Source organism: Mycobacterium sp. MS1601, from assembly GCF_001984215.1.
GTDB lineage: Bacteria > Actinomycetota > Actinomycetes > Mycobacteriales > Mycobacteriaceae > Mycobacterium.
The window spans coordinates 3,224,773-3,240,343 of record NZ_CP019420.1 but is presented as its reverse complement, the minus strand read 5'-3'; the positions used below and the strand labels follow the sequence as shown (position 1 = coordinate 3,240,343).

The 15,571-nt window shown below is 68.1% G+C and carries 12 protein-coding genes; 1 reads left to right on the top strand and 11 read right to left on the bottom strand.

The annotated features are described in order from the left end of the window. The first annotated feature begins 19 nt into the window (after window positions 1-19). A complete protein-coding gene (locus BVC93_RS15800) occupies window positions 20-898 on the top strand; it encodes an amidohydrolase family protein (RefSeq protein WP_083738290.1) in 879 nt (292 codons plus the stop codon). A gap of 172 nt (window positions 899-1,070) precedes the next feature. Here BVC93_RS15800 and eccE read toward each other — a convergent pair whose 3' ends face one another. The 11 genes from eccE to eccA are packed head-to-tail and all read right to left on the bottom strand — an operon-like array spanning window position 1,071 to window position 15,465. Then, entirely contained in the window at window positions 1,071-1,931 is an 861-nt protein-coding gene (gene eccE, locus BVC93_RS15795) for a type VII secretion protein EccE (protein WP_083738289.1), read from the bottom strand. Further along, window positions 1,928-3,298, bottom strand: a complete 1,371-nt coding sequence (mycP, locus tag BVC93_RS15790; protein ID WP_083738288.1) for a type VII secretion-associated serine protease mycosin — start codon at window positions 3,296-3,298, stop codon at window positions 1,928-1,930. Before mycP ends, eccE begins: the two co-directional genes overlap by 4 nt. Then, window positions 3,295-4,725, bottom strand: a complete 1,431-nt coding sequence (gene eccD / locus BVC93_RS15785; protein ID WP_083738287.1) for a type VII secretion integral membrane protein EccD — start codon at window positions 4,723-4,725, stop codon at window positions 3,295-3,297. Before eccD ends, mycP begins: the two co-directional genes overlap by 4 nt. A 31-nt stretch (window positions 4,726-4,756) precedes the next feature. Next, on the bottom strand, window positions 4,757-5,599 hold the full coding sequence (locus tag BVC93_RS15780) for an ESX secretion-associated protein EspG (RefSeq protein WP_236949981.1): 843 nt from the start codon (window positions 5,597-5,599) through the stop codon (window positions 4,757-4,759). A 10-nt stretch (window positions 5,600-5,609) separates the two neighbouring features. Continuing rightward, window positions 5,610-5,897, bottom strand: a complete 288-nt coding sequence (locus BVC93_RS15775; protein ID WP_083738285.1) for a WXG100 family type VII secretion target — start codon at window positions 5,895-5,897, stop codon at window positions 5,610-5,612. Continuing rightward, window positions 5,897-6,190 carry a type VII secretion protein EsxS gene (locus BVC93_RS15770; protein WP_083738284.1) on the bottom strand — a complete coding sequence of 98 codons (294 nt, stop codon included), beginning with the start codon at window positions 6,188-6,190 and terminating at the stop codon, window positions 5,897-5,899. Before BVC93_RS15770 ends, BVC93_RS15775 begins: the two co-directional genes overlap by 1 nt. Before the next feature lie 36 nt (window positions 6,191-6,226). Then, the gene (locus tag BVC93_RS15765) at window positions 6,227-7,825 is read right to left on the bottom strand and encodes a PPE family protein (RefSeq protein WP_083738283.1); all 1,599 of its coding nucleotides are present in this window, start codon (window positions 7,823-7,825) and stop codon (window positions 6,227-6,229) included. Beyond that, a complete protein-coding gene (locus BVC93_RS15760; RefSeq protein ID WP_083738282.1) occupies window positions 7,822-8,136 on the bottom strand; it encodes a PE family protein in 315 nt (104 codons plus the stop codon). Before BVC93_RS15760 ends, BVC93_RS15765 begins: the two co-directional genes overlap by 4 nt. Next, on the bottom strand, window positions 8,133-12,125 hold the full coding sequence (gene eccCa, locus BVC93_RS15755) for a type VII secretion protein EccCa (protein ID WP_083738281.1): 3,993 nt from the start codon (window positions 12,123-12,125) through the stop codon (window positions 8,133-8,135). The genes BVC93_RS15760 and eccCa overlap by 4 nt, the downstream gene beginning before the upstream one ends. Then, window positions 12,122-13,651: a type VII secretion protein EccB gene (gene eccB / locus BVC93_RS15750; protein WP_083738280.1), complete on the bottom strand. Its 1,530-nt coding sequence runs from the start codon at window positions 13,649-13,651 to the stop codon at window positions 12,122-12,124. Before eccB ends, eccCa begins: the two co-directional genes overlap by 4 nt. Continuing rightward, complete coding sequence (eccA, locus tag BVC93_RS15745) at window positions 13,648-15,465, bottom strand: type VII secretion AAA-ATPase EccA (RefSeq protein ID WP_083738279.1); 1,818 nt, start codon at window positions 15,463-15,465, stop codon at window positions 13,648-13,650. Before eccA ends, eccB begins: the two co-directional genes overlap by 4 nt. Window positions 15,466-15,571: the final 106 nt, after the last annotated feature.

Here is a 15,571-nt window from a genome sequence, read left to right as displayed (position 1 = left end):
CCTGTAATCATGGTGGACGATGCCCGAGACCCAAACAGTACGAGCCATCTGGGAGTCCCTGGGACTGCCCGGCGTCATCGACGTACACACCCACTTCATGCCGAAGCCGGTGATGGACAAGGTGTGGCAGTATTTCGATGCCCAAGGCCCGCTGATCGGCCGGGAATGGCCCATCACCTACCGCGCCGACGAGGCTGAGCGGGTGCGCACCCTGCGCGACTTCGGCGTCTGGGCGTTCACGTCGCTGGTGTACCCGCACAAGCCGGACATGGCGGCATGGCTGAATCAGTGGGCAGCCCGATTCGCCGCCGAGACACCGGACTGCCTGTCCACCGCCACGTTCTATCCGGAACCCACAGCCACGGGGTATGTGCACGCTGCCATCGCCGGTGGTACCCGCGTGTTCAAAGTGCACATCCAGGTCGGCGACTACGACCCCAACGACCCCCTGCTGGACTCGGCGTGGGGTGCCGTCGAGGACGCACAGGTGCCGGTGGTCATCCACTGCGGCTCTGGTCCGGTGGCCGGTAACCACACCGGAGCCGCCCCGATCGCGCGGTTGCTGAGCCGCTTTCCGCGGCTGCCGCTGATCATCGCGCACATGGGCATGCCCGAGTACGGCGAGTTCCTCGATCTGTGCCTGTCGCACGAGCAGGTGCGGTTGGACACGACCATGGCGTTCACCGGCTTCTCCGAGGAGACGATGCCGTTTCCCTCCGAGCTCACGCCGCAGCTCCGCGACGCGGGTGAACGGATCCTGTTCGGAAGCGACTTCCCGAACATCCCCTACAGCTACGCCGACGCACTCCGCGCCATCACCGACAGGCCAGGTGTCGACGATCGCTGGGTGCGCAACGTGCTGTTCGACAACGCCGCCCGGCTGTTCGGACTGGAATGACAACACGCGTCACCATCACACCGATCCGCTCCTGGGCGTACCTGGCGCTGACGCCGGCGGACGCGGGCCCAACCGTTGCGAACTGACGACGGCTCAGCGCGCCACCGTCGACCTCTTGGTGATCGCCGACCTGGGGGCTACCTGCGGCGGATGACGGAGTTCCCGGCACCCGTCATGTACTGACGGCAAGCAACCGCGTGGACTCCGGGTGCAGCGCCGTCAGCGTCGAACGCTGCCGTCCACGCAGCGGCTGCAGGTTCGGCAACGGGGCTGCGGCGGGCGGCTCCTCGCTGCGCACGGCACAGACGGCCGTGATGTCGGGACGGGTGGGTACCCCGGTGAGTTCGACGGCGGTCCACACCTCGGTACCCACTGTCGTACGCAGCTCGTCGAGAGTCTGGTCCAGTCCGCCGTCGGCGGGTACCGAGTAACACGTGACGTACCCCTTGGCGCCGTCCTCGACGGCGCGCCAGCGCTCCTTGGCGTCCGGGCCGGCCAGCTCGGGAACGTCGACATCGACGGTCGAGACCTGGTAGCCGAGCTCACGAAGGTGATCAGCCAGTCGACGTAAGGTCACTTCCGCGGTCTTCCGCAGCGGAAGATCCTGGGAACGCGCCTGCAGCGCAGCCAGATTGGCGGCAGCCGAGAGTGTGAGCCCCACCCAGGTGGTAGTGCCGGCCACGGTGTCGCGGCGAGTCACCCTGACCGCCTCACAACGCACGCCGTAGCGGTCGAGATAGCTCGCCAACGTCGGCAGCGGCACCTCTGAGCCGGACTGCACCGTCAGCACCACGGTGGTGTGGGCGTCGGAGTCGGTGTGCGCCACCAGGTGCCGCGGCTCGTCGTGAGAACGCAGCAGAGCCAGCCGCCTGCGCACCACGGTGGTAGCGAAAGTCCCTCGCCACCAGGCGAACACCACGATCACCACAGTGATTGCAATACCCAGCAGCCACCAGTCCAGGGTGCTCTGCCACGGGTAGGCCATCGCGGCGGGGATCACCGCCAGCAGGGCAAGCATCAATCGGCCCGTCATCGAGTTGTCTCCTTCCGGCGCTGCACCACGAGGGCGGTCGCAGCGACCACAAGTGCCAGTGCCGCGGTGCCGCCGAGGGCGATATTGCGTGGCAGCTGGTTGGCCGGCTCCGGCGGTTCAGGGGCGGCGATCTGGGTGATGCCCGCAGCCTGGGGTTCCGGCAGTTGCCAGGTCAGGGCAGCCACCGGGTCGACAGTCCCGGCGCCCACCAGATTGGACGGAGTCTGCGCGCCGTTGTGCGCGGTGGCGGTCAGGCGTTCGATCACCTGTGCCGCAGGCATGTCCGGGAACCGGCTGCGGACCAGTGCCGCCACTCCCGCCACATAGGCCGCGGCGTAACTGGACCCGTGGACGGGAGCCAGGCCGTCACGGTTGTCGGGGATGCCATCAGCCAGGCCACCTTCCGCGGAGTTGCTCACCGACACGATGTTCTGTCCGGGCGCGGCGATTCCCACCCACGGACCCGACATGGCAAATGGCGACGGCTGGCCGTCGGGTGCCAGCGATCCCACGGAAAGAACGTAGGGCTGCCACGACGACGGCAGCGACACCGACACCACGCCGGCCCAGTTGCGCGGATCATCCGGAGTTCCGGTGTTGTTCAGCGGATTCGACTGGCACGCCAGACCACCACCCATACCCTCGGGACCCGCGTTGCCCGCGGCGGCCACGATCACCACGTCGCGTTCCACCGCGGCGTAGCGTAAGGCCGCGCCCAGCGGGTTCTGGTCGATGGTGCTGTCGGTGCCCAGGCAGGTGATCGCCGAGATGTTCATGACGCGCGCTCCTTCGTCGGCGGCGCGCACCACGGCGCGGGCCAGCGAGTCGACGGCAATCGAAGCCCGTTGTGCGTCCTGATCCTCACTGGGGCTGGTGGGCGCGTACATCGCCGAGGTCTGACGGATCGACAGCACCCGAGCGGCCGGCGCCACGCCGGAGAAGCCATCAGCACCGGGTTGGCCGGCGATGATGCCGGCCACCAGGGTGCCGTGGCCGTCGCAGTCGGTGAGCCCGTCGCCATTGGCCACGTAGTCGCCGCCACCGTCGACGTTGGGCAGCCGCGGGCCGGGTTGCACCCCGGTGTCCACCACCGCCACCGTCTGACCTTCACCGCGCGAGAACTGCCACGCCCCAGCCAGATTCAGCATGGTCTGCGCACCGGGAACCGCGGCGGCGTCGAATCCCGACGTCAGCCCGGTGACCACACATTCGCCGCGTTGGGTCATCGGTGTCTGTGGCCCCGCCGTACCGGGTGGCGGCACGAAGTTCGGGTCGACCTCCGGCGGAGTGATGGCCCACGCGGCGGGGGCCGCGGCCAGCGTCATCACCGCGCCGACGGCCACGCACCGGAGTGCGAACCGGATCATCGATCGAGGATCCAGGTGAAGATCCCCACCAGATAGGCCATCACAGGGATCAGCGAGGCGTCGACACCGGAAGCCAGGAATCCGACCAGGCGGCGCATCGGCAGCGAATAGCTCTCGGCGGAAGCAAGTTTCGGGTTGGCGGCCACGAAGATCCACACCGCGACCAGACCCAGGAGCACCGCGGTGGTCCACAGCGCGGCGAAGTAGCGGCCCTGGGTGAGAAACACCACCAGCAGGATCACGGCCACCAGGTGAGGTTGCGCCAGCAGCCACGCCTTGCAGGCCACGGTGTCCCACACGCGGGCCCGCAGGACGGCGGCCACCCCGGTGGCCACCACCACGTACCAACCCCACAGGCTGGGCGACTCGGGGCGTCCCCCGATGGCGACCGCCCCGAGCACCGAGAGCACCACCGCACCCGCGATGAAACCGGTCTGGTGCGCTTCACTGATGCGCACCCGTCGCGGCAGGTCGCGCAGCACCGACAACGGCGGTGCCGACGGTGTGGGGTCACCGGGCGCCGGGATGACGGGCAGAGGTAACCGTGCCCACATGGCCGAAAGCTGCGCCGCCTGCACAGTCACCAGCAGCGCTGCGACGATCAGCCCGCACCCCAGCGACATCACCGGCAGGGAGGGCCAGATGGCCGAAACACCGGCTGCCAGCAGAACTCCGGCGCCCACGACGGTGGCGGCGGTGAAGAAGGCACGTGGGGCCACCGAGTTCTCGGGGGCCAGGATGACGCTGATCAGCGACCATGCGGTGACACCTGCCGCGGCCAGCAGCACCTGCGCGGAGCCGAGGTCTCCGGGGACGGCGAGATAGAACGCCGCGCCGATGGGCGCCAGCGCGGCAATCGACACCTCCACCGCGGCACTCTGGGAGCGGGCCCGCAGCAGTAGTGCGGCGACGGCGGTGACGGCGGCCAGCACGGCGACGGCGTACAGACCGTAGGGCAGGTTGGCGGCCAGTGTGTGGGTCACAGACACAGCGGTGACGGCCAGGATCACCGCCACTACCGCCGCCCGTGCCCCCAGCTGGACATGGCGGATGTTCCACGGCCGCAGTCGCGAGGTCGAGAAGATGACCGCGGCATCGGCGATGTCCTCGACGATGCCGGGTGCGGCCGGGCCCGCCGGAACGGGTGCCAGGGCAAGCAGATCACCATCGACAACACCAACGGTGTCCAGGCTGGCGTCCAGGCTGAACGGTGCGCCGCCGATCGGGGCGAGGCTGACCTGCTGTGGCGTGGAGTCCGCTGGACCGCCGGGCAGCAGCCGGTGCACCGCGGGCAGGATCTCACGCAGCGGCAGCTCGGCGGGCAGTGCCACCTCGGCGATCCGGCTGTCGGACAGGATCGCCACGCGGACGATCGGCAGCACCGGCGTGTGGCCCGGGGTGAGTTCGTAAGTCGTGGACTCACTCATGTAGCGGTTCTTCTCTTTCGGTTTTCGTCGATCAGGCCCGGCGCGCGGTGAAGTCGCGCGCCAGATGCGTTGCGGGGAACCACTGCCCGTCGGGCAGGGTGGCGGTCAGGTTGTCGATCGCCATGGCGATGGCGAACGAGGTGCCCGGCGCGAAGGTGGAGACCCACTCGCCGTCGGCGGCTTTGGCCGGGCTGACCACCAGGCGTCCTTCTTCGGTGTCCACCAGGGCGATGCCCACCTTCGTGGTGCTGTGGGTGCCGTCGCCGCGCTGCCCCGCGACGATCTCCACATAACTGCGCGGGCCACGGAACACCGCTTCGACCACGTGGCGGGCCGAGTCCGGGACACCGAGGTAGTCGAGCACCCCGGCGAGATCGGCTCCGTCACGCAACTGGGCGTCGGCGCGGGCCCCCACCCGGGCGGGCAGCGAGAACTCCTCGAAGCGGGCGGCGTCCCGATTGCCGAGTCCGACAGCCAGGATCGGGACCAGCGCATAGGGGTCGTCGACCGACAACGCGCTCAGCGTCACCAATTGGGCGTTACGCAGCGCCACCACGGTGTGCTCGCCGCGTCGGGCAACAATGCCGCGCAACAGTTCTCCGGAAGCGCCCCGCACGTACCGCAGCTCCAACCATCGCTGCGGGAAGCACACCACCCGGAACCATTCCTCGACCGCCGGGGATATGCGCCCACCGCAGATGACACCGAGGGAGGTCAACTCCTGAATCTGCCCGTCCACAAAACCGGCTCGTTGGCCGGCGTCCTGGTACGGAGTGGTGATACCCAGCACCCACGGCAGTGTGCCTGCGCCCACGGCGTCGGCGATGTACCAGGCTCCGTCTACGGTCAGTTCGACGGCGTTGGCTGCGCGCACGGTCGTCCCACTAGCCCCACTTGGCGCCTTCGGCCTGATCGCGAGCCTGCATCGAGACGGTGTTGGTCTCATGCGTGGCCGCCATGGCGCGGTAAGCCCGGACCAGCTCCTCCATGGCCGTGTTCCACTGCGCCTGCCAGGCCTGGTAGGTCAGGCCGGTGTCACCCTGCCAAGCGCCCTGCAGCGCAGCCTGCTCGGCGGCGATGTCGGCGCCGACGGCCTGCAGCGCCCCTGCGTAACCGGACATCTCACCGGCGTGACCGATCATCGCCGGGTAGTTGTACATGATCTGGGACATCAGATTCCTCCGTACGTGGTGGCGGCGGCGGCATCTTGCGCGACGTAGGTGGCCCCTGCCTCACCGAGGTTCACCTGTGCGAGGTCAAGAAGGGCGTTCACCTTGGCGGCGACCTCGACGTAGCGGGCGTGCGCAGCCTGGAAAGCGGCCGAGGACTCACCCATGTGGAAAGCCTGCGCCGACATCGCGGCCTGTTCGGCCTGGGCGAGGGTGCTGCGCATCAGCGCCGTCTTGGCGGCGAAGGCGGACTCCGACGCCACGATCTGTGGGATATGGGCATCCAACATGCTCATGATTTTTCTCCTTGTCGATAAACAGTTTTCGGGGCACTAGCGACCTCGCTCAGGTGGCTCCCCCTCTCCTCGAGAGGCCTCGTCGGCGGCCCAGGTGTTGGGCAGCAACGGCACGCTGGGCCCGTTGCCGTACGAATCACCTTCCAGCGAGGTCAGTCCCGCGGCATCGGCCGCGTCGGTCTTGGTCTGGGTGCCGCTGAACCCGGAGGCGCCCAGGGTTCCGGCACCCTGCTGCGACGACTGCGCGGTGATGCGCTGGGCCGGCTCCTCCTCGGCCGCCGGCGCGCTCGGTCCACCGTCCATCGTCATGAACTCGTCGCGGTGGCCGCGGTCTTTGATCTCGGAGCCGCGGCGACGGCGGGCCTTGCGGCGCGCCTGCGTCGCGGCCAGTGCGGCAGCCGAACTGGCGGCAGCCATGTCCGAGGCCGGGGCACTGGCTTTGTCCCCTTCGGTGAGGGTGGGGCCGGCGTCGCCCTCCGGATCCATCCCCTGCACCGCATACGGCACCGCCGGGGCCGCGGGCGCCGCAGGCGCACTGCCTGCGGGTGTGGTGGCCGTTCCAGGACCTGGTGCAGTGGCTGTGGTGCCGGCAGTGCCACCGCCCGGGGAGGAGATGCCGGCCGCGGGCAAGCTCGGCTGGTTTGCCACGGGCGCTGCCGCAGCGGGGATGTCGAGTGGCGGCAGGTTGAGCAGCAGCTCCAGCAGCTTGAGCAGTTCCAGCAGCTTCTGGGCCACGCCGCCCAGAATGCCCAGCGTCAGGGCCAGCAGCGGCTGGATCAGCAACTGGGGATAGGTCAACGAGGCGCCGATCCACGACACCGCCTGGTAGGCAACGGCAAACAGGAATGGACCCCAGGTCTGCAGTGCAGCAACGGGATTGGTGAGGAAGTCGGTGATCAGCCTGATGGTGTTGCCGATCGGATCCTGGAAGAAGTCGATCAGCGGTTGGAATAACGAGTCGGTGAACTGCTGATAGAACTTCAGCAGTTCACTGATGATGTTGGCGATGTCGGTGGCCGACCCCGACTCCGTGGCCTGGGCTTGCGCGCCGGCGCCGGTGAGTGTGGCGAACATCGAACCGACCTCTCCCACACCGGGTGTCAGCACAAACGGTGCGGGTGTGGTGCGCGGCGCCGAGGCCAGCGCGGTACCCGAGATCGCCTGGTAGGTGGCCATGGCGGTGGCAGCTTGGATCCACATCCGAACGTAGTCCGCTTCGTTGACCGCGATCGGAATGGTGTTGATGCCGAAGAAGTTGGTAGCCACCAGCACGGCGCCCCGGGCGTGGTTTGCGGCCAGTTCAGGCAGCGTGGGCATGGTGGCCAGTGCTGCCGTGTAAGCCGCTGCGGCCGTCTGCTGCTGAGCCGCGACTGCGGCACTGTTGGCGCTGGCCTGGGTGAGCCACGCCAGGTAGGGCGCGTGGGCGGCGACATACTGCTCCGCGCTGGGCCCCTGCCAGGCTCCGGCCTGGACCGAACCCAGAATCGAGGTGAGTTCCGCTGCGGCCGCGGCATACTCGGCCGACAGTGAACTCCACGCCGCCGATGACGCCAGCAGCGGGCCGGGGCCCGGACCTGCCGACAACAGCGCGGAGTGCACCTCAGGTGGGAAGGCGATCCAGACCGGCGCGGTCATGAGCCGCCGCGAGCGATCAGATATGTGACGGCAGCCTGGGCGTCGCCGGTGGCGTAACTCGCGCCGGACTCACCGGCACCCACTCCGGAACGCCCGAGTTCCTGGACACCCTGGGCGGCAACCGCGGAGTGCTCGGCGCCCTGCGCCCCGAAACCCGCCGCGGTCTGAATCGACACCGGATCGGCGGCGGCGGGAATCACCGCGGTGATGGCCGGAGCTGCCGCGGTGTGCGCTGCCGCCAACCTGGCGGTCAGGGCCTCCACTGCCGCACTAGCGGCCATCAAAGCTTGTGGAACTACACGAAGAGTCATGACTGATGCCTTCCTCTACTTTGCCGACTGTCTTCGATTTCGGACCCCAACAGCGGGTTCACCAGCTGTAGATGGGTTGCTGAATCGCTGTCGTCGAGCAACAGCGCACGACCTGCAGGCTGGCGGCTGAAGCGATGTCCGCGGATCTTTCCGCTCTCGGCGGGGTTGCCCGACAGCAGCAGCGTGGTCGCCTGCAGATCGTTGAGCCTACGCAACAACGGGTTGGTCATCAGCGCATGCGCCGATCCGGTGGCCCGCGCGGTCACGATCACCCGGAGCCCGAGGTCTGCCGCCTGCGACAGCAGGCCTATCAGCGGGGTCCACGGCCGTTGTCCCACATATGGCCCCGACATCGCGGGGGTGTCCGGGATGGCGTCCACATCGTCGATCAACAGATAGTGAATGTGCCCGGAGTAGCTCCAGTTCCGCAGTTCCTGTGCCGACAGCCCCTGCGGCGGACGGCGCTTCTCGATCAACCCAGCCAGCCCCAGCATCGCCGGGGTGATCCGGTCGATGTTCGGGGTGTACTCGTTGTCCGGGAACAGCGGCTCCTCGACCAGGTGCAGACGGCGGTCTATCACTGTGAACGCCACCCGGTCGGCCGTCGAGTTCTCCCGCACGGTCCGGATGACATGCCGCAGCAGGGTGGTCTTTCCCGACCGGGTGTCACCGAACACCATGATCAACGGCTGCTCGGCGAAGTCGGCGAGCACCGGCGTCAAATCGTCCTCGCGCTGCCCGATCACGATGCGCTCGCCGCCGCGGTACAGCGGTGCCACCGCAGCCGGCTCGAGATTGGTGGGCAGCAGGCGCACCGGCGGCGCGGCCACCCCCGCGTGGCGGGCGTTGAGCTCGGCGACCCGCTCCAGCTGTGGAGCAGCGAACAGGAAGTGCTCGGCGGCCATGGTCAGACCGCGGCCCGGTTGGTCCACCGGCACGCTCTCGGCCGGCCTGCGCAGCGCGCCGGTGACACGCACGTTGCTGTCCCGCGGATCCGGCAGCCGCAGTTCGAGACGCAGCCCGAGGCCGTCCCGCATGGACAGCGGCACCTCGAGCCAGTTCGGGGTGGTCAGCACCACGTGGATGCCGTACGCCAGGCCGGAGTTGGCCAGCTCGGTCACTTTGGCCAGCAACGGGTTACGGGTGTTGAACTGATCGGTGTTGTCCCTGCCGAACGCGTACAGATTGTCGATCACCAGGAACACGTGTCCGTAGCCATCCCGAAAGACTCCGTTGACTGCGCGGTCACCACTGCGCTGGCGGGACTCCAGCAGCGCCTCGATTTCACCGAAGGTGCGCCGGATGCGCTCGCCGTCCAGTGGGGACGCGACACTGCCGACATGCGCCAGGTCCGCGATCTCCTGCAGGGCGCCGCCGCCGTAATCCAGGCAGTAGAACGTCACCTCGCGGGGACTGTGCAATTCTGCCGCGGACTGGATGAACGTGAGCAAGGCGCTGGACTTGCCCGACTTGGGCCCGCCGTGGATCACCAGGTTGCCGGATGCGGATCTGGCGTCGAACACGAGTGCATCCCTGCGCATCTCGAAAGGCCGGTCGATCTCGCCGAGCGGCCAGCGCCACTGCCGCTCGCCGATGCCGGCACTGGCGAGCACCGAGGTCAGTGGTACCGGCTCGTCCAGCGGCGGCAGCCACAACGCGGGCGCCTGCGGTCCGTAGTGCATGAGTTGGTCACCGACGGTGGCCACCAGTTTCTTCGGGGGCCCCACGGGGACTTCGCCGGACTCCAGCAGCACGACGTCCTGATCGAGTTCCACCGCTGCGGCAGTGAACAATTTGGGTTCCGGCGACGCCGGCACCACGAACGATGTCGGCCGACGTGGCGGTTCGTAGATGCCGTCGACGTAGGTGCTGCGGAACTTCACGGGCTCGGCGCCGGGTGCGGGCACCAGGAAGCCGACGCCTTTGTGTTCCTTGCCCGATTCGATGTGATAGGCGTCCTCGACACCGATGATCTGGCGGGACACCGCCGGGCTGGCCACCTTCAGAGCGATCCGGTACGACGTGTTCTTGTCGATGTCCTTGATCTTGCCGACGTCAAGGGTCTGCGACGCGAAGAGGATATGGATCCGGAACGAGCGGCCCTTGCGCGCAACGTAATCGAACAACTCCGCATACTCCGGATGATCGGCCAGCATGAGGGTGAACTCGTCGGCCACCACGAACAACGTGGGCATGGGGGGAAGATCGATGGCCGCCGACTGTGTTTGATTCTGGCGGGCCGCCTCGTACTCGGTCACAGAGTTGAACGCGCTGCCCTGGATGCGACGGCCCGCCTCACGCAGCACGTTCTCGCGTCGGGCCACCTCACCACGCAGGGTGTCGGCGAACCGCTCGGCCAGCGATTTCTTCTCGGCCATGTTGGAGATCACGGCGACGACCTGGGGGAAATTGCGGAAGATGTCGGCGCCTGCCTCGCCCTTGAAGTCGGCGTAGATGACGATCAGCCGCTCGGCCGAATGAGTGGTCAACAGCGACAACAGGATCGACATCAGCATCTGGGATTTACCCGAGCCTGTCATGCCGATCATGAGGCCGTGCGGCCCCATCCCGCCCTCGGCCTCGTCCTTGAGGTCGAAGAACAACGGTTCGCCGGTGGCGGTGACGCCGATGGGAACCCGCAGTTCGTCCTCACGCCGCCGCGGCGCCCACAGGGTGGGTACGTCCAACTGGGAGGCATCGGCAATGTCCAACAAGGTGGTGAACGAGGCGCCTCGAGTCGCCGCGGAACGCAGTCCGGCGTGTGTGGGGTTGGAGTCCCAGCGCGACAACTGGCGCGCCAGATGGCCGGCCTCGGCCGCGCTCAACGTGTCGGACTGATCGATGTAGGGCTGCCAACCACCGGTGAGCCACCGCTGGATGCTGCCTGCTGACACCTTCAGAACCGGTCGCTCGGGATCCGGGTACTGGTCTGCATCAGGTTCGGTGCGGGAGATCTGGATGACGGTGACGCCGGCAAGGGCCACCGAGAGCACCGATCCGCTCACGTCGTAGTCGGGATCGTCGATCACGATGATCAAGTGCCGCAAGGTGTCGTCGGCGGTGCCGGTGAACAGCTCACGGTCGGCCAGTGCGGGACCGATGCCCGCGATCAGTTCGTCGGCGGTGGCGGCAAGATGACGAGCCGGACCGGTACCGTCGATCTGTCCCGGAATATCGCTGTGCGGCAACCACTTCAGCCACGACCAGGCCGGGTCTTCCAGCTGTGGGCTGGCCAGTGCCACGCCGACGACACCGGCGTCATGCCAGGTGACGGCCTGCGCCAGCCAGGCGCGCACCGCCGCCCTGGACTCGTCGATGTCCCCGACGACGGTAATGCGCGAGACCTTGGTCAGATCGATCCCCACCGGTGCGGCGTGCACCGTGCGCTGCGCGTCGAGCAGGCTGCGTAATGCGCTGTAGGACACCGGCTCCAGGTCGATGTCGGCAGCGGTGTCCTTGACCCGCAGCGCCGTGTCCAGCGGCACGTCGTGGCGCCCGGCCCGAAGCACCAGGAAGTCGGAATCGTGCGGGTCACGCTCCCAGAGCCGACGAGGGCCCTGCGGCCCGGAGATCACCGTCGCCAAGGCGGCCGGCTCGGGATGCGACCACTGCAGCGACGCGCGCTGGGCGTCCGCCTGCGCGCGCACGTTGTCCCGGACCACGGACAGATAACGCAGGTAGTCGGCCCGTTCGGCGTCCACCTCTTCGGTGCGCATCTTGTTGTCGTTGCCGCGGTAGAGAGCGGTGGCGGCCAGTAGCAGCACAAAGGGGAAGAACAGCGTGGTCGGCGAGATCAGCCGCATTCCGGTGGCCACCAGCGCCACGATCATGCCGACGATCAACAGCACGATCAGGTAGGGCAGCGCACGACGCAACAGCGACGGCGGCACCACCCTCGGCAACTCCGGCGGAGCCTCGATGGTGATGGTGCCCTTGCTCGCCTTCGGCCGGGGCAGCCGACGCCGGGCCTCGAAAATCAGCCGGCTCATCGGATCTCACCGTTGCCTGGATTCTGGGACGGCGTCTGGTACACCGCGAGAGCACCATCCTTCGACAGCGCCGGGCCGGGGCTGAACAACGACAACACCGGCCACGGAATGGGGGTGGCTGGCTCCGTCAATCCCAGCGCAGAAACAGTTTTGGCCAATTCATCGGCGTTCCCCGCGGCTTCGATGCCGTACCGGACGCCGGTGTCGGACACCCAGAACAGCGCACCGGCAGCGGGTGCGGCAGCCTCGGCTCCCACGGTCTGAACCAGGTAGCCGGTGCCGGCCGGGATGGCCACCCGGCTGGCCGGGCCGGCGGCGAGGTCGACGGTGCTCACCCCGTCGGCCACCGGCAGCGCAGCCCCGGCCAGCAGGGTCAACGAACTGGTGCTGGCGTCAACGGGTTTGGCCCAGTTGACACACGTCACCGGGGAGCTGGCCGCGTCGACCAGCCGCAGCTGCTGGTCCGGGTAGGCGTCAGCGTCCAGCACCTGCGACACCGGCAGCGCGGCAATCTCGTCGGCGCCGAGGCGCGGCGGCTGCTGCAGACCGTGGGAGTTGGCGTTGCGCAGCAGCGCCGCCAGCACCGGCGAGATCTGCTGCAGGCCGTCCGACAGCACCGCGTAGTACAGCAGGGTGTTGTCGGCACCGTAGGCCACCACCACCGAGCCGACCGGCGCCCCGACCGGCAGGGGGAACTGTGCCCACTCGCCCGCACCGGGGATCTGTGGTGCGCGCAGCGCCACCCCCTCCGGGATGGCATTGAAGAGACCTGTCGAGATGGGCCGCGGCGCAGGGAGACTGGTGCCCAGTCCCAGCGCGCCGGTGGCGGCGCGGTCATTCAGGTCGATGGGGCTGCGTTGCCCGTTCCACAGCAGCCACATTCCAGAACCGGTGTCCACCAGCACCGCCTGATCTGCGGCCAGCGCAGCGGCCTGCTCGCCGGCACCCGACGGCGCGCCAGCCAGCACGGTCACTCCGGGAGCGATGGCGTCGCTGCCCTGACAGACCGTCCAGTTGGCGCCGCGGTCGGCGGCCTGCACCATGCGTTCCGGCGCCCCCGGGATTCCGATCATGCTGCCGCGCGGAAAGCGGTCCAGCTCAGAGCTTTTCACCTGTTCCGGGTTCACCGCTCGGCCGGCGATCAGCCGGGCCGAGGTGAGGTTGAGCACGGGATGCAGCTGGTCGTCGACGCGCACGTACAGCGCCGCGGTGTCACGGTCGGCCAGCACGGGGTCATCCCCTGCCGCGCCACCGGGTCGGATGAAGGAGAACACGAAGCAGCCCAGCACTGCGGTGACCAAGATCAGCACGCCCATCAGGACTGCGCGCGACTGCGAGCGCAGCGGGTCGACCAGCATCCGAGTGTCGTGCATCGCCACGCCGGAGGCGATGCGCCGCATCACGAACCGCCAGCCGGTGACCTGGTGGCGCGTGACGAACCCGCGGCGGTAGGTCACCTTCTGCGGGTTCGAGTTCTCCGGTGTGCGGGACGAAAAGCCCTGCCTGTCGTCGCCCCCGCTTGTCATGCGGGCACCGCCAGGCCGAGCCCACGCAGCAGCGGCACCACCGCGCCACGAACGTCACTGGCGGTGATGGTCATCAACTCCTCGTCGGTGAATGCTTCGGTTCCGGCCTGTTCGGAGTGATCCAGGCGGAACTCACGTTCCTCCTCGGACCGCTCCACCACGTTGCGGACAAAGCGGCCGTTGCCCGCGATGTCGAGCTTGCGGCGCTCCACGCCTGCGGCGTCGGGACTGGTGGAGGTGGCCAGCTGACCGAACAGCTCCTGCAGGTCGTCGAGGGCGGCCTGCTCGAAGACGCTGTCGCGCTGTTTGGCCATCGCATTGGCGATCTCGACCAGTTCGGCAGCGTTGTAGGACGGGAAGTCGATGCTGCGGGTGAAGCGGGAGCGCAGGCCTTCGTTGGTGTCCAAGAAGCGGTCCAGGTCTGCTCGGTACCCGGCGATGATGACCACGAGGCGGTCGCGGTCGTTCTCCATGCGGGCCAGCAAGGTGTCGATGGCCACCAGCCCGAAGTCGTTCTTGGCGCCGGTGGCCACCAGTGCATAGGCCTCGTCGAGGAACAGCACTCCGTCGAGCGCGCTGTCGATGATGCTGTTGGTCTTGGCCTCGGTCTCACCGATGTGCTGGCCGATCAGGTCGGCGCGGTGCACTTCGCGAACGTTTTCCTTGCGCAGCAAGCCCAGGCCGCAGTAGATCTTGGCGACCACCCGGGCGATGGTGGTCTTACCGGTTCCCGGGGGGCCGGCGAACACCAGATGGTGTGAGCGCTGTGCGACGGCCAGGCCACGTTCCTGGCGCAGCAGTGCCATGGCGACCGAGCTCTTCAGCCGCGCCACCTGGTCCTTCACCTCGTCGAGGCCGATGAACTCACTGAGTTGTTGTTCGGCTTCGGCCAGCAGTTCGGCTTTTCGGTCGTGCGCGCCGGGGTCGACGAAGTCCGCTTCGCCAGGTTCGGTGTGGACATCCCACGGGTCCGACCGTGCGTCTATCCGGGCGGCCGTGGTGGTGACGATGTGGAAGCTCGGGTCCGACAGTGCGAGTTCGACCTGCTGGTTCTCCGGGTGCGCGGCGTAGAGATCCTGCAGCGTCTCGGCGGCTTCGGCCTCTTCACCGTGGGCGCGCAGCGCGAGTGCCTTGGCCAGTGCGCCGTCGGTGGCGGCCACCACGCAGGGTCCCGCCGGCTCCTCGAGGTAGGACAGCGCAGGCGCGAACATGCCCAGCCGAGCCAGGGCCGTGCCGAGGGTGATCTTGGCGGCGTGGCTGAAGACGGGGTCCAGCGCGGTGTCGTTGACGATGGGAGTCAGCAGTTTCACCACGTCCGACCACCGCTGGGCGCGGAAGTGCAGTGCGGCAGCGACCCAGCGAGCCTGTGCCAGATGCGGCCGTCGGGCCAGCACCTGCGTCACGATGGCATCCGCTTCGGCAAACTTCTGATCAGCGGCCAGGGCCGCTGCATAGGCAAGGTGGAAGTCGTCGGGCCCGTCGGCCTGGAACTGGAGATACAACCCCGTGTCGTAGGTGAAGCAGAGGGCGCCAGGGGACAGTTCGACCAGGCGCTGGAGCACGCCCGCGGTGTCCGCGGTGGACGAGATCGCCTGCAACACCGGCAACGAGACGTCGCCGGCGGCAGCCAGTCCGGTCCACGCGTCGCACTGGTCATGGGCGATCCTGGTCAGCGCTGCGAAGCCCGACCGGGCCGCGGCCAGATCAGCCGGACGGCGGCGGTCATAAACCGTCAACCCGAGGCCCTTGCAGGACGTCGCGAACCGACTGACGATGTCCCCATCGACGCGCCGGGTGTCAAACCGAGTATTCATGGGCTCCTGTATCGGGGACACAACAGAACAACCCCCGCGTCTCTCCTGGCTGGTCAGGCCATGGCCAACTTTGCTGAAGTTAGCATTGCATAAGCTAACTGTCGAG